The sequence below is a fragment of the [Clostridium] cellulosi genome, from assembly GCF_036762875.1.
GTDB lineage: Bacteria > Bacillota > Clostridia > Oscillospirales > Ethanoligenentaceae > Ruminiclostridium_D > Ruminiclostridium_D cellulosi.
Map to the genome: position 1 here is coordinate 13,680 of NZ_JBAIZF010000030.1, position 14,087 is coordinate 27,766.

Annotated in this window: 12 protein-coding genes; 9 read left to right on the forward strand and 3 right to left on the reverse strand. The window is 40.5% G+C overall.

Annotated features, from left to right (window positions below):
* The first annotated feature begins 8 nt into the window (after window positions 1-8).
* A complete protein-coding gene (locus V6C21_RS10005) occupies window positions 9-581 on the forward strand; it encodes a Maf family protein (RefSeq protein WP_479268952.1) in 573 nt (190 codons plus the stop codon).
* Window positions 582-993: 412 nt separating this feature from the next.
* On the opposite strand, the gene V6C21_RS10010 is transcribed toward V6C21_RS10005, so the two are convergent.
* Together V6C21_RS10010 and xylA are read right to left on the reverse strand one after the other, a co-directional pair.
* The gene (locus V6C21_RS10010; RefSeq protein ID WP_479268953.1) at window positions 994-1,290 is read right to left on the reverse strand and encodes a hypothetical protein; all 297 of its coding nucleotides are present in this window, start codon (window positions 1,288-1,290) and stop codon (window positions 994-996) included.
* Between the two features lie 48 nt (window positions 1,291-1,338).
* Entirely contained in the window at window positions 1,339-2,658 is a 1,320-nt protein-coding gene (xylA, locus tag V6C21_RS10015; RefSeq protein ID WP_479268954.1) for a xylose isomerase, read from the reverse strand.
* A gap of 257 nt (window positions 2,659-2,915) precedes the next feature.
* On the opposite strand from xylA, the gene V6C21_RS10020 reads away from it, so the two are divergent.
* From V6C21_RS10020 to V6C21_RS10055, 8 genes are all read left to right on the forward strand, one after another.
* Window positions 2,916-3,929 carry a hypothetical protein gene (locus V6C21_RS10020; RefSeq protein WP_479268955.1) on the forward strand — a complete coding sequence of 338 codons (1,014 nt, stop codon included), beginning with the start codon at window positions 2,916-2,918 and terminating at the stop codon, window positions 3,927-3,929.
* 10 nt (window positions 3,930-3,939) lie between these two features.
* A complete protein-coding gene (locus tag V6C21_RS10025) occupies window positions 3,940-4,608 on the forward strand; it encodes an ABC transporter ATP-binding protein (RefSeq protein WP_052659797.1) in 669 nt (222 codons plus the stop codon).
* Between the two features lie 236 nt (window positions 4,609-4,844).
* Window positions 4,845-5,801, forward strand: a complete 957-nt coding sequence (locus tag V6C21_RS10030) for an FtsX-like permease family protein (protein WP_479268956.1) — start codon at window positions 4,845-4,847, stop codon at window positions 5,799-5,801.
* Window positions 5,801-6,856 (forward strand): hypothetical protein, encoded by a 1,056-nt coding sequence (locus V6C21_RS10035; RefSeq protein ID WP_045085061.1) that lies wholly within the window; start codon window positions 5,801-5,803, stop codon window positions 6,854-6,856. Before V6C21_RS10030 ends, V6C21_RS10035 begins: the two co-directional genes overlap by 1 nt.
* A 514-nt stretch (window positions 6,857-7,370) precedes the next feature.
* The gene (locus V6C21_RS10040; protein WP_479268957.1) at window positions 7,371-9,092 is read left to right on the forward strand and encodes a phospho-sugar mutase; all 1,722 of its coding nucleotides are present in this window, start codon (window positions 7,371-7,373) and stop codon (window positions 9,090-9,092) included.
* A 411-nt stretch (window positions 9,093-9,503) separates the two neighbouring features.
* Window positions 9,504-9,944, forward strand: a complete 441-nt coding sequence (locus V6C21_RS10045) for a GNAT family N-acetyltransferase (RefSeq protein WP_034838080.1) — start codon at window positions 9,504-9,506, stop codon at window positions 9,942-9,944.
* Window positions 9,945-10,348: 404 nt separating this feature from the next.
* Window positions 10,349-11,767, forward strand: a complete 1,419-nt coding sequence (locus V6C21_RS10050) for a FapA family protein (RefSeq protein WP_034838083.1) — start codon at window positions 10,349-10,351, stop codon at window positions 11,765-11,767.
* A 123-nt stretch (window positions 11,768-11,890) separates the two neighbouring features.
* Window positions 11,891-12,325 carry a prepilin-type N-terminal cleavage/methylation domain-containing protein gene (locus tag V6C21_RS10055; protein WP_034838086.1) on the forward strand — a complete coding sequence of 145 codons (435 nt, stop codon included), beginning with the start codon at window positions 11,891-11,893 and terminating at the stop codon, window positions 12,323-12,325.
* 237 nt (window positions 12,326-12,562) lie between these two features.
* On the opposite strand, the gene V6C21_RS10060 is transcribed toward V6C21_RS10055, so the two are convergent.
* Window positions 12,563-14,086 (reverse strand): FGGY-family carbohydrate kinase, encoded by a 1,524-nt coding sequence (locus V6C21_RS10060; RefSeq protein ID WP_479268958.1) that lies wholly within the window; start codon window positions 14,084-14,086, stop codon window positions 12,563-12,565.
* Window position 14,087: the final 1 nt, after the last annotated feature.

Genomic DNA, 14,087 nt, shown 5'->3' on the forward strand with positions numbered 1-14,087 from the left:
TGTTTATTATGAAGATTATACTTGCTTCTTCCTCACCGCGCAGAAAAGCTATTTTAGAGAATGCCGGTTATCAAGTTGAGGTTCGTGAACCTAAAGTTGATGAAAATTTACGCATTAAACTTCCACCGATTGACCTTGTTATGAAACTTGCACTTTTAAAGGCAAATTCTGTATTTACCCAGGCTGACGACGAGGTTGTTATTGGCGCTGATACAATCGTTTGCATAGACGGTAAAAACGTAGGAAAGCCGCAAAATGTCGAACAGGCGAGAAGCCTTTTAAGACAGCTTTCCGGCAGGTTGCACAGAGTCTATACAGGTGTCGCAATACTTTCAAAAGAGAGACAGGAAACATTCTTTGTTCAGGCTAAAGTTAATTTCATGAAGCTTGATGAAGATCTTATAAACCGTTATATAGAAACCGGTGAGCCGTTCGATAAAGCAGGAGGTTACGCTATCCAGGGCAAGGGCAGCATCCTTGTTGAATCAATCGACGGCGATTACTACGGCGTTGTTGGCCTCCCAATCGCACAGTTGGCAAAGAGGCTTGAACGCGACTATAACATAAGCGCATTATCATAAAAAATAATACTGCATAAAAAGGCAGCCGAAAAGGCTGCCTTTTTTATTTCTTGAAATAATGCCGTAAACCCATTTATATTCATCAAAACTTAAATATATTAAAGCCATACGATAGGGTTTAAATCTCTTCAGAAAAGATTTTGTTTAACAAAATAATTTATTATAAAAAACATTATATGTATAATTTATACAAATATACTTAAAAAAGAGCCGAGCCGATTATAAACACTAACAAAATTTAATAATATTTTTTATTAAAAATGTGGAAATTTAATAAGATATAGTATAAAATATAAACTATCGGCTGTAAATTACTCACATTCAATGCAAATCAATGATATTTGCTGTTAAATGTGTGGTTCTATAACGTTGCGAACAATGCATTGATGAGATGACAAAACGGAGGGGTAAATTATGAGAGGGGGGATATGGTGGCTGGGAATAGCACAAGCCGGTTGAAAGGCAAATTTAATGCGATTGCCAGTATTATTCTGGGCATTATCGGAGCAGCAGGGTTGTGGTTCCCTATTATTGGCATTTTAATTACAGTTGCCGGATTTTGTATAGGAATTTCTGACAGCATTATACATAAAACAAAGCTCGCAAATGTTGGCGTAATCATTTCATTATTCTTTTTTCTACTTAGCCTAACGAGTATAGCGGGGTTTGGTTTCAGGACAGAACTGGAACTATAAATCAATTGAAGCATAACAGTAAAACCGCACAAACAAGGGTTTGTGCGGTTTAGTATTGCCGTTTATTTTCCGAACATTATTGAATTCAGAATATCTTCAAGGTATTCCTGCCTACCGCTGCCGATAGCGTTAACCTCCCCAAGCTTAAGGGCATATTTTTCGAGGTCCTCAATCTTTGCCCTACCTGAAACTATATCTGCGCCAATGCCGCTTTGGTAGCTCTTATACCGGTCTTTGACGAATTGCTCCAACCTGCCGTCACGGATTATCCTATCTGCTATGCGTAAGCCTAAAGCGAATGCGTCCATGCCTGCGATAAACCCGTGGAAGATATCCTCGGGCTCAAATGAACCCCGGCGGTTTTTTGAGTCAAAGTTAAGTCCGCCGCTCGGAAGCCCGCCGTTTTTAAGGATTTCATACATAGCAAGGGCCGTATCATAAACGTTTGTCGGGAATTGGTCGGTATCCCAGCCCAGCATTACGTCTCCCTGATTTGCGTCGACCGAACCCAGCACACCGTTTATTCTGGCAACCCTCAGCTCATGCTGAAAGGTGTGCTGTGCAAGCGTCGCGTGGTTCGCTTCAATATTGACCTTGAACACCTTATCAAGGCCGTATTTGCGCAGGAAAGCGAGAACAGTAGATACGTCGTAGTCATATTGGTGCTTTGTCGGCTCTTTCGGTTTGGGTTCAATAAAGAATTCGCCCTTAAAACCGATACTTCGTGCATAATCCACTGCCATCTTCAGCAGCCTTGCCATGTTGTCGAGTTCCAGCTCCATATCGGTATTGAGCAGGGTCTCATATCCTTCGCGGCCTCCCCAGAAGACATAACCGCAGCCGTCGAGCTCCTTTGTAATCTCAATTGCCTTTTTGATCTGTGCCGCGGCAAATGCAAAAACGGACGCGTTGCAACTGGTTCCCGCACCATGCACATACCGCGGGTGTGAGAATGTATTTGCAGTGCCCCACAGGAGCTTTTTATTGTGCTCAGCCATAAGTTTTTTCAAAAGAGAGACAATCTCGTCGAGGTTTTTATTGGTTTCGGATAAGGTCGGGCCTTCCGGCGCTATGTCTCGGTCATGGAAGCAGAAATAGTCGATATCGAGCTTGTCCATGAGTTCAAACGCGGCGTAAGCCTTATTTTTGTATATAGCCATAGGATCGGTTTCGCCAAAATTCTTGTCCATAGTTGCCCGGCCGAACATATCTGTACCCTCGGCGTCGAGCGTGTGCCAGTAAGCAAGAGAGAATTTGAGCTGCTCGCGCATTGTCTTGCCGGCAATCTTTTCTTCCGGATTATAAAACTTGAATGCAAACGGATTTTTTGAATCAGGCCCTTCATACTTTACCTTTGGAATGTTGCTGAAAAATTCTTTCATATAGATTCCTCCCTGCTTATTATCACTCTAAGAATACAATTTAAGACATAAAATACAGATAATTAAAAAAACTACCTGATTATTATTGACATAAAATTTATATCAGTATAATTGATTATGGAAACAATTTTTAATTTATTAAATAATATGAAAATTAATAATATATAAGAAGCATTAAAATACAGTTGAATTTGCAGTGCCTGTTATAAATTATGGTTATTATTAGCGCTAAATAATAATAATTCATAATAAAGGAGGTGCTTGTCATAAATCACCTTGCGAAAGTCGCAATAAACAATAAGTTTAATGATTATTTAAACAATAACAGTAAAAAACCAATAGACTATAGTACGCTAATTCTGCTTAATGCGGGATGTAAAGCGACTGGAACTAATAATTCAAAGGTAAAAACAATAGTCAAGAGAATCGCCGAGAACGTTAGCAAACAAATAGATTTACCGGTAGTTATAAAGCTGAACCTTTATGAATTGCTCGAGAATGACCCAGAATATAAAACCTATCTTAGCCGATGGGTGGAAGAGCTTCCTCATAATAATAAGTTTGAATTTTCAACAGCAGCCGCATTGATGCCTACTTTCAGGACTTTTTATAGTTATTTAAAAATAAATGAGTATATTAATAATTATTATGACCAAGATATGGCTAATACCTATCTTAAAAAAATATTTAAAAGAGAGCCTGATATAAGTACAAATTATCTCGAGTTATATTATTGTTATTTATTAAAGCCTTATTTTAAAGGTAATAAAGATTTCACCGAATATCTTAGAAATAATATGGACAAGTTTAGCGCTAGAAATTTAAATATAAGTAGTAAAAATTTTGTAAATAGCTACTATGCGTTAAAGTTATTGCAATGCGAGAATATTGATTCAACCAGATATAAGGATTCACTTAATGACGCTTATAATAGTATTCGCAGCGAATACGCATATACGAAAGATATATTATACATTGATCTAATATATATTGATATCATGTCAAATATGGATAAAGAGAAAGCTATAGAACTGTTCAAAAATAAAATAAATGAAATAAATAATTACAACGGTGATTTTACATTAGATATCGCGCAGCTTGCGGAGCAATTATCTTCAAAGCTAAGAGTCAAGATTGATCATGACATGATACTTAATAAAATAAAAGCATTTAAGATTTCAAACGGTTACTGCGCAGACAGAAACTTTAAATCAATGAATATTATGGCGACTGAAAAGGGTCTTTATGTAGAAAGTATTGCAAATAAATAAAGGAGTTATTATGAAAGAGACAATCATTAAGCTTGAAAAAATTTCAAAATCCTACGCTGATAAGAATGTATTAAAGGACATAAGCATGGAAGCAGCTGCTTCTGAAATCGTATTGATAAAGGGCAGATCCGGTGCGGGAAAAACTACCCTGCTCAATATCTGCGCTTTTCTGGAGAATCCCGACGGTGGTACATACTATTGGCGCGGCAAGAATGCACTTGAATTATCCGCAAAGGAGAAACGCGAAACAAGAAAGAATCAAATGGGTTTTATTTTTCAGGATTATAACCTGTTTGAAGATTTGACCGTTCAGGAAAACCTTGAGATATTTTTAAGATATACTCTTGCTCCGGACCGTGAAAAAGCTAAGGAAATGATAACAAAAAACCTTGAGAGGTTTAATATGTCAGATAGGCTCAAAACAAAGGCGAAGTTTCTTTCTGGTGGAGAGCGGCAGCGTATTGCAATAATCCGAGCTATTATGAAAAATGATGCCGTTATATTTGCAGACGAGCCTTCAGCCAATATTGACGATTTTAATAGGGAAAAAATTATAACATGGTTTACAGAGCTGAAAAACAATGGACACGCGGTGGTTTTGGTGTCGCATGACAACGACTTCGACAAAATCGCCGACAGGATTTATACCTTAGAAAACGGAGAATTGAGCATATCTTAAGCTTTATAAGACAATTGAAAGAAGTGATTTATGTGCCAACATTTCTGATTTTTTTTAAAAGCAATATTAAGAAATTTGTCAGTATTATCTTATCATTAATTGTATTCCTTTTGATTTTTAACCTGATTTCAGGTTTGGTCAAGAGTTTATATGATAATTTCAAGACAGGGATTGTTGATAATGAAGCCTTGTATTTCATGGAAGTATACAGTGATACTGATATGTCGTTAATAAATATGGATTTAAATAAAAAAATTAAAAACATAAAAGGTGTAGAATATACAATTTGCGATTTTGCTCACCCAGTCTATTTCAGTAAAAATAAAGAAATCAGTGATTTTGGAACAATACTTGGAGTACCAAAAGGATGCCTTAAGTATTTTGGAGTTAAGGATGATGTAAGCGATCAGAATTTTATTATATTAAATACGGAAGACAAGAATCAGTTTAAGATTGGGGAGAATGTTTCCATTGAAGAACAAAGGTATTGCAAAGGAAACAATAAAGGAAAAACTGAATTTTACAATGTAACAAGAAAAGTATGCGGTTTTTCAAATAACAGTGCAGGCGGACTTTTTCCTGACGACACGATTTTAATAGATGATAAGACAGCAGAAGAAATCGCCCGTGGCCAGACCGAAGATGGTGTACCGCAATTTGGCAGAATAATTGTTATCGTACCGAATGTCGACGATATGAGCGATATTTCAAAACAGATAGAAGGGTTCAATTCTGGTATAACAACAAGATATGCGCTGAAATCAACTAAGCAGATTCCGCAGTTCGCAGTAGTTATCGTTGCGGTAAGCGCCGTTTTGTTTCTTGTCTTGTTGCTGTTTAGCGTTATCAGTATATCATCTTCCTTAAAGCAGATACTTATACTCAGAAAGCGTGACATTACCCTATTCAACATATTTGGTATAGAGGATTCTGCGGTCAATAAGATATTCATGTCTGAATTTATTTGCTACGGTCTTATTGCCTTTGTCGGGTCTGTATCATTGTCATTTATTATTTTCTATCTGTTGAGTGTACTGTTTAGATTTGATATTTTAACAAACAATATACCATTGTATCTGGTATTGGATTTGTTATTATCGCTTGGCATAATCATGATATCTGGTTATGTACAATTAAAAATGCTGGTCAAGAAGCTGTCAAGCAAATATGCCTTTAAGGAGAGCCTGAACTAATGAAAAAAAGTTTTTGTATAATATTACCACTAATAATGCTGCTTTCCGGATGTAATATCAATATTTTAAAAGATTCGAAAGTCAGTTATGAGCCGATAAAGAGTCTTGATAATTCAGTGGTTGACTGCATTCCGCAGGACGGATATTATAAGATACGTTCCTTTAATATAGTAAATAAAACACTAAAAGCTTATGGTGTTAAGGACAAAGACGCCGAGCAATCCGACACAGCTTTTTTGAGTCCGGAAAACGATTTTGCGCTGATTAAAAAAAGAAACGGAAGTGGCAATGATAAATTACTGGACCTTGCCTCGGGAAAGGTATATTTGCTTAACAGCCGCACCCTTATGTTTATCGCTGAAAATAATGATGAAATACTTGCCGGTGAATACAAGGAAACCAAATGGTATCTTTATTCCGTTGACAAACACTCGGGGAAACTCAGAAAACTTAACTTTGAATTAGATGTGGATTCAATCTCCTCAAGATTAATAAATACCGGTGTGTCATATAACAATAAATTTTATTTTACCTATTCTGACGAGAACGGCACCTATATAGTGAGTGTTAAAAAAGACAATGTAAGCCGTGCCATTATTTCAGACCAAAAATTCAGCAATTTAAAAATACTTGATATAACCGATGATACAATAACGATGTATAAAGGTTATGTCGCGTATGAAGACGTTAACATAGATGACAAGTTTCAGCCATCTATTATCAAGATTGAGTATGCAAATAGCGTAAATTCGCTGACGGCGAAGATCGTATCAGATCAGGCGCTGAATACTGACAAAATCGGCAAAGGCTTGAAAATCGTTGATGGCATAAAAAATGATAACGGCAAAATTGTAATGGTATTCAAGCCTCAGGAAGAAATTTCGCTGAGAACCGCTCTTCTTACAGTTGACAACAATAGTCTGGAGAAGGGTCAAAACACAAAAGCCTTTGACATGCAGTCCAGTAAATTTATTTCGGGTAATCTTTATTGCTTCGACGGGGACAAAGTCGTTAAAGTCGACCAAAACGCGGGAATCGAGTATTTGAAAAATTAAAATGTGAGAAAAAAGTGGTACTGCCGTGCAGACGTCGCGGCAGACTATTTTTTGCAGTATTTCCGTTAATCTGTTAGCTTTTTCGACTGAGCAACCGCAGGAAAAGCCTTTTGTTTATTATTCTTGCGGTTTTTACGCAATCTTATCTAATAGACGTAACTGTAATAAGAGGCTGGGTTAATATCCTTATTTTACTTTTATGCATAGTATTTTTGATACCTACGATTTTGTATACTAAAATCATTTATGGATATGTAGAACAAAGAAAAACACATGAATAAAGCCAAAAAATGCGGCAGGTTTTCCCTGCCGCTATTTTATTTTCTTAACCCTGTTTGACACTAACTATTAATGCAAAAAGGCATGAATTTAAAATTTACCGGTACAAACGTTTTTACTAACCGATTTCATATGTGCAGAATAAACATTTACTAAATGGCACAAACATAGTATAATTTTATTGGCTCGGCGTTAACGGCTATGTAATATACTTTGTTAATAGGAAGTGTGTTATATGGACTATAAAGAACGCTATCACGAATGGTGCACAAATCCTGTTTTCGATGAAAAGACACGCGAAGAGCTTAAAAATTTAAAAGACGAAAAAGAGATACAGGACCGGTTTTATAAGGACTTGACGTTCGGAACCGGCGGCCTGCGCGGCGTTATTGGCGCGGGAACCAACCGGATGAACATCTACACCGTAGCAAAGGCTACTCAGGGACTTGCAAATTACATAATTGCAAATGGCGGCCAGTCAAAAGGCGTTGCCATCGCTTATGACTCAAGGAATTTCTCCCGTGAGTTTGCCGAAAAAACTGCCCTGACGTTGAATGCGAACGGCATAAAAACATATCTTTTCGAATCGTTAAGGCCTACTCCGGAGCTATCATTCGCATTGAGAGAGCTGCACTGTATCGCCGGTGTAGTGATAACAGCGAGCCACAATCCGCCCGAATATAATGGCTACAAAGTTTATTGGGAAGACGGCGCACAGATTACCCCGCCCCGGGACCAGGAAATCATTGATGAAGTGAATGCCGTTACGTCTTTTGGAGCCATTAAAACCATAGACAAAGCTGAAGCCATCAGCAAAGGACTTTTTAATATCATAGGGGAAGAAATCGACAGGCGCTATTACGATGCGCTCAAAAAGCTTGTATTGAGTCCCGAGGCTATTAAAAAGGCTGCTAAGGAACTGAAAATTGTCTATACCCCGCTTCACGGGACCGGAAATATCCCTGTGAGAACAATCTTAAAAGAATTGGGGTTCGAAAATGTCTATGTAGTTCCGGAGCAGGAGTTGCCAGACGGCAATTTCAGCACGCTGAGCTATCCGAATCCCGAGGACCCAAAGGCCTTTACCCTTGCACTCAAGTTGGCAAAAGAAAAAGATGCCGACTTAGTCCTGGCGACCGACCCTGACGCAGACAGGCTCGGAGTTTATGCCAAGGACACAAAAACGGGAGAATATAAGTCATTTACAGGCAATATGTCAGGCCTGCTGATAGCCGAGTATGAGCTTTCTGTCAGGAAAAAGCTCGGCAAACTGCCGAAAAACGGAGCGCTTATAAAGACCATAGTTTCCTCTAATATGGCAAACGAGATAGCGAAGGAATACGGCATAAAACTCATTGAAGTGCTTACCGGATTTAAATATATCGGTGAGCAGATTAAGTTATTTGAACAGAACCATAATTATGAGTATCTGTTTGGTTTTGAGGAAAGCTATGGCTGCCTTGTAGGAACCCATGCAAGGGATAAGGATGCTGTTGTAGCCGTCATGGCGCTGTGTGAAGCGGCCGCGTATTACAGAGAACAAGGCCTTACCCTTTGGGATCAGATGCTGCGCATCTATGAAAAGTATGGGTACTATAAAGAGGATTTGACGTCCATTACGTTGAAAGGCTTAGATGGGGCGGAAAAGATTCAGTCTATCTTAAAGAATATGAGGAATAACCCGCCTCAAAGGTTTGGCAGCTTTAAAGTGACCGCCGTCAGGGATTACTTAACGGGTGAAATCACTGAAGTTGAAAGCGGTGCAAAAAAGCCGACGGGATTGCCGAAATCCAACGTGCTTTACTATGAACTTGAAAACAATGCCTGGTGCTGTGTCCGCCCGTCGGGAACGGAGCCAAAAGTCAAGTTCTATATGGGAGTCAAGGGCAGCAGCCTTGAGAACGCCCAAAAGCTTTTGGAGGAACTCAAAAACTCCATGATGGCGCTTGTAAAGTAGAAATGCTGCCTACAAAAATTGCCCAGACAAAAATAGGGATAGGTACATGACCCGTACTTATCCCTGTTTTTTGGCGTATTTTTTGGACAAACATATGTTCACAAATACCCTTAGGCAAAACCGGCGCGTTCAAGATATTGTTTACACAGCGTATTGCGCTGCTATCACAGATCAAGTGCCGTTTCTGCGCAGGATAGGGCAAAATTTGGCTTAGTTTTGCTGCAAAACGCTATTAAAAATGAGTTCTCAACGTGTTTTTAACAACTTTCAACAAGTTATCAACAATTTGTATCGCATTGAATATCCGAAAACATATATTGAAAAATCTTGTCGAAGAATAGCGTTATAATATTAAACTGAAAGTTTTTAACAAGTGAAATAAAAATTGTTAATAATTTTGGAGTATGGTTTATGATTAGAAAAATCAGAAAAGAAGATAAAAATGACTATATAGAAATGGCGAAAAGTTTTTATATGTCCGACGCAGTGGACCACAATATACCCGAAAAGCATATTGAAGACACCTTTGATGAGCTGATGCGCTCTGATGAGTATGCGATGGCATATATCATGGAGTATGAAGGCAAGACTGCAGGCTATGCGCTGTTAGCCAAAACCTTTTCTCAGGAGGCGGGCGGCATGGTTCTATGGGTCGAGGAACTCTATGTCAAGCCTGAATACCGCTGCCGCGGTCTGGGACATGAGTTCTTTTCGTACTTAGAAAATAATCTTTGCAGCGGTGTGAAACGCATCCGCCTTGAGACAGAGGAGAGCAATAAAAGGGCGATATCATTTTATAAGAGCATGGGATTTGAATATTTACCCTATCAGCAAATGATAAAAACGCTTTGACATAGTAATTATTAATTCATAATTCCAAAATTCAGAATAGCACAAATTTTCACTTTGTGACCAAAAGTTCCATTGATAAAATATTAAGATATTGGCTTAACCTTTCTTTTTATTTGAAAAACCGGCAGTTAAGGAGCAACTTCAAATGCGCTGCAAGGCGGCATAAATACAGTCACACGTTCACGGATATGTATAGTAATACCTAAGGCTCCAAAGGGCTTAAAATTACGCTATATGGCCATTATAACGGTTGCAGAAACAGTCTTTTTATTGCTATTTCCCATTCGTGTCAGTGCCCGGAAATCCTTGATAAAAATTATTGTTTTATCATAAATAATTAATTATAATATAGATAAAGAAGAAAATATAACCGTCTGGAAACGGCTCAAAGGAGGATTTTGTTAATGTTCGGACAGTTGAATATAAAAAATGGTCCGTCGCCGGTACCTGCTTCGGTAAAAGTTGTTGTATCTCCTGACTTGATGCAGGCCAGACTTACAATTGAACCTCCCAAATACGGGGGACAAGATGTTTCCTCCCAGATGATCGATGATGCTTTAAGAGAAGCTAAAGTAACATATGGTATTGACGTACCGCTTCTCCAGAAAATAAAAGCGCATCCAGAGTATTCCCGAGAATACGTGATTGCAAGAGGAACAGAGCCAAAAAGAGGAAAAGACGGTTCTATAAAATATTTATTTGAAATCAACAAAGATTCTCACCCAAAGGTCAGAGAAGACGGAACAGTCGATTACCGGGATCTTGGATTAGTAGTAAATGTTAAATATGGACAAGTTCTTGCTGAAATAACCCTCCCGACAAAAGGTGTTGACGGCATGTCCGTTACCGGCAAAGTTTTGCCAGCGGCCCCGGGAAAAGCAATACCTTCTCCGGTTGGGCGCAATACTGCTCTCAGCGAGGACGGTACAAAGCTTTTTTCGACAATTGACGGCCATGTCAGTATGAACGGCAACCGCATTAATGTCGTAGATACCTTTATTGTGTCGGGAAATGTTGATACATCGACAGGAAACATAAAATCCGTTTGTAATGTATCAGTTATCGGAAATGTCACAGAGGGATTTTCGATTGAAGCTGCGGGCAATGTCGAAATCGGAGGCAATGTAGAAGGCGGTTCAATCAAGGCGGGCGGCAATGTGACTATATCGCGCGGTGTCGTCGGCATGAGCCGCAGTAAGATCGAATGTAAGGGCGACCTAAAAAGCACATTTCTTGAAAATTGTGAAATCAATGCCGGCGGAAGCGTAAAGACCCAAAGCATAATGAACTGCAATATTAAATGTGGAGGAAGGCTTGAGGTTACAGGGCGCGGAAAAATCATGGGCGGCCGCTTCGTAGTCGGGGAAAATGTGATTGCAAATCAAATAGGTTCTCCGTCAAATATTCACACCGAGCTTATTTTGGGAGCAGACCCGTCCGTTATGACAAGATATTCAGCGCTACATACTGAAATTGAACAACTCAAAAGTCAAATTGAGAAACTCAAACAGATAATTGACCTTCTGAATAAGTATAAACAGGCCGGCAAGCTCCCGAGCAGCAAAGAACAAATGCTTAGGAGTTCACAGGTGAGCCTTGAAGCCAGTACAGAAAAGCTGAATGCCCTAACCGAGGAATATAAGACGCTCGGTGCGCAGATTGAAAATTCCGGTAACGGTAAAGTAATCTGCCATGATACGCTGTACCGCGGGGTTAAATTAACTATCGGTTTCGCCTCGATGAAGGCGGAAAACGACATTGTTTCGTCGTCCTTTTCGCTTGTAGATGGGAAAATAGTTGTAACGCCAACCCTGCCCTATTGACAATTTCTATGTTTTTTCTGCTATATCTACTGATATATTATGTCTAAAATTTTGAGTTAATGGAATTAATATAATAGAACAGTAAGTTATAGCAGGAAAATACATAGAAAGGGTTGAAAGGAATTGAAAAAGGTACTGAGTGCTCTTTGCAAAAAGGTAAAGAAGTCAAAGGGTGGCTTTACGCTTATTGAACTTATCGCTGTCATTGCGATTTTGGCAATTTTGGCGCTTATACTTGTCCCGACAGTCGGCAGCAGGGTTGCTGCGGCAAAGAGAGCGGCTGCTCTGTCTGATGCTCGGGCGGCTTATATGGCAGCACAGATATATGTTTCTGATAAGCTGAACAATGGTGAGGATGTAGAGGATACCGATGGTACAGTACCGACTGATATGCTTTCGTCAGATGCTTTCAAAACGCTCAATGGCGTTAACGGTTTCACAGTTAAGAGCATAACGATTAAAGATGGTGCTGTCATTTCAATAACTATTCATGACAATAATGGTGATGCGACATATCCGGAATCAACTGCTTCTTCATCCAGCACCAGCGGTACCTAATAAAATACTTTGTAAACTACGGTACAAAATTAGAAAACCAGAACATATTCGGTGTATTTCCCGAATATGTTCTGGTTTTTTTGTAGAGCAATAGCTGGGATATAAAGTGTATAGGGGTTGATTGAAATCTCGGAGTTAAAAAATATATTCGGCACGCTATAGCAAATAGCGTTGTTGTATGTCGGAGAAAGAGACGAAACAGATCTAAGCAACAAGATTGCCCTGCCAAATTTTTATTTACCTAATCTGAGTCATCCGCACCATATCTTCTCTTAAATGTCCGTATAAATCACGGTACATTTTATAGTATTCATTGTATTTGGCGTGAGCTTCGGGGTTGGGCGTAATCTTTTTGTCCAGCACCTGCCATTTCTTTAAGTCTTCTCGAGTCAGCAGGCCTGTACCGAGTCCAGCCAGCATCACGTCGCCGAGGTTGGCTTCTACATCGTGAATGGGGCATACAATGCTGTGTCCGGTCACGTCTGCAAAAATCTGCTTCCAGAGCGGGGATTTGCTGACCCCGCCAGCCAAGAGAATACTTTCCTTTAGTTCAGTACCGCAAGACTCCATCGTATGGCGGAGGGAGTACGCGACTGCTTCCAAGAATGCCCGATAGATATGTGCGCGGGTGTGAACCAATGAAAGGCCAAATATTGTTCCCTTCGCGTTGGTATCCCAAAGGGGGCTGCGCTCGCCCATGAAATACGGGAGAACAATGAGTCCTTCCGAACCCGCGGGGATACTGGCTGCCTGACGGTCAAGAACGGCATAGGCGTTTTCACCGCCGACCGCTTCCGCGCGCTTTTCCTCTGCGGCAAAGGTGTCGCGGAACCATTTGATGACTGCTCCGGCTGTTGCGCCGCCGCCGAAAGAATACGTCAGCCGCCGCGCATTATACACATATGGCCAAGAGATAAGGTCACGGGCTTCAATGGGTTCCTCATGTACCAGAGCCGCACACATGGAAGTGCCGATTGCCGCTGCATAATCGCCCGGCTCGAATACGCCGAGGCCCAACGTAGCTACACCGCAGTCAACGCCGCCGTTAAAGACCGGAGTGCCGGGGGTGAGATTCATTTCCTGTGCAGCCGCAGTGGTCAGTGTGCCTACTGGTTCGGTGTTTTCAACAATACGCTGCGGCATTAAAGTTCGCGGAACACCCATAGCATTCAGCATCTCATCTGACCATGAGCGGGTGTTCATATCGAAAAATCCACCCAGATTGCCCGCGGAGGAGTAGTCAATGGCTACTTCTCCGGTAAGGCGGGCAATGACATATGCGTTCGGCGGTAAAAACATACGAATTTTTACCCAATTTTCCGGCTCGTTGTCGCGTATCCAAAGGATTTTAGTGTAGCCGTAGTATGGATCCGTACCGTTCTGGGTAATCTGCCAGAGGCGGCTCTGATCCACATGCTGCCGGACCCAGCGTTCCTGCTCTTCGGCTCGGCGGTCCATCCAGATAAGGCAGGGGCGCACAGGATTCAACGCTTCATCAACCGGTACGCCGGACCCGCCGTACAGGCCGCTGATGCAGATACCGCGGATGTCTTTCGGGTCAACTCCGGACTTTTTCACGGTATTTGCTACGGACTGCTTGACGGCGTTTAGCCAAACATCAGGCCATTGTTCTGCCCAGAGCGGTTTGGGGGTAAGAACGTCATATTCCTGCAGGTCCTGTGCAACCAGATTTCCGGAGGTGTCCATCAGGATGGACTTGGTTCCCGAGGTACCAATATCAGTACCGATCAAATACTGCATC

What these genes read in the sequence shown, in the direction of transcription:
- V6C21_RS10050 (WP_034838083.1), top strand. Translation starts at nt 10,349, where the DNA reads ATGTTCGGACAGTTGAATATAAAAAATGGTCCGTCGCCGGTACCTGCT.
- V6C21_RS10030 (WP_479268956.1), top strand. Translation starts at nt 4,845, where the DNA reads ATGGATTTAAATAAAAAAATTAAAAACATAAAAGGTGTAGAATATACA.
- V6C21_RS10025 (WP_052659797.1), top strand. Translation starts at nt 3,940, where the DNA reads ATGAAAGAGACAATCATTAAGCTTGAAAAAATTTCAAAATCCTACGCT.
- V6C21_RS10045 (WP_034838080.1), top strand. Translation starts at nt 9,504, where the DNA reads ATGATTAGAAAAATCAGAAAAGAAGATAAAAATGACTATATAGAAATG.
- V6C21_RS10010 (WP_479268953.1), bottom strand. Translation starts at nt 1,290, where the DNA reads ATGCTTCAATTGATTTATAGTTCCAGTTCTGTCCTGAAACCAAACCCC.
- V6C21_RS10060 (WP_479268958.1), bottom strand. Translation starts at nt 14,086, where the DNA reads ATGCAGTATTTGATCGGTACTGATATTGGTACCTCGGGAACCAAGTCC.
- xylA (WP_479268954.1), bottom strand. Translation starts at nt 2,658, where the DNA reads ATGAAAGAATTTTTCAGCAACATTCCAAAGGTAAAGTATGAAGGGCCT.
- V6C21_RS10040 (WP_479268957.1), top strand. Translation starts at nt 7,371, where the DNA reads ATGGACTATAAAGAACGCTATCACGAATGGTGCACAAATCCTGTTTTC.
- V6C21_RS10035 (WP_045085061.1), top strand. Translation starts at nt 5,801, where the DNA reads ATGAAAAAAAGTTTTTGTATAATATTACCACTAATAATGCTGCTTTCC.
- V6C21_RS10005 (WP_479268952.1), top strand. Translation starts at nt 9, where the DNA reads ATGAAGATTATACTTGCTTCTTCCTCACCGCGCAGAAAAGCTATTTTA.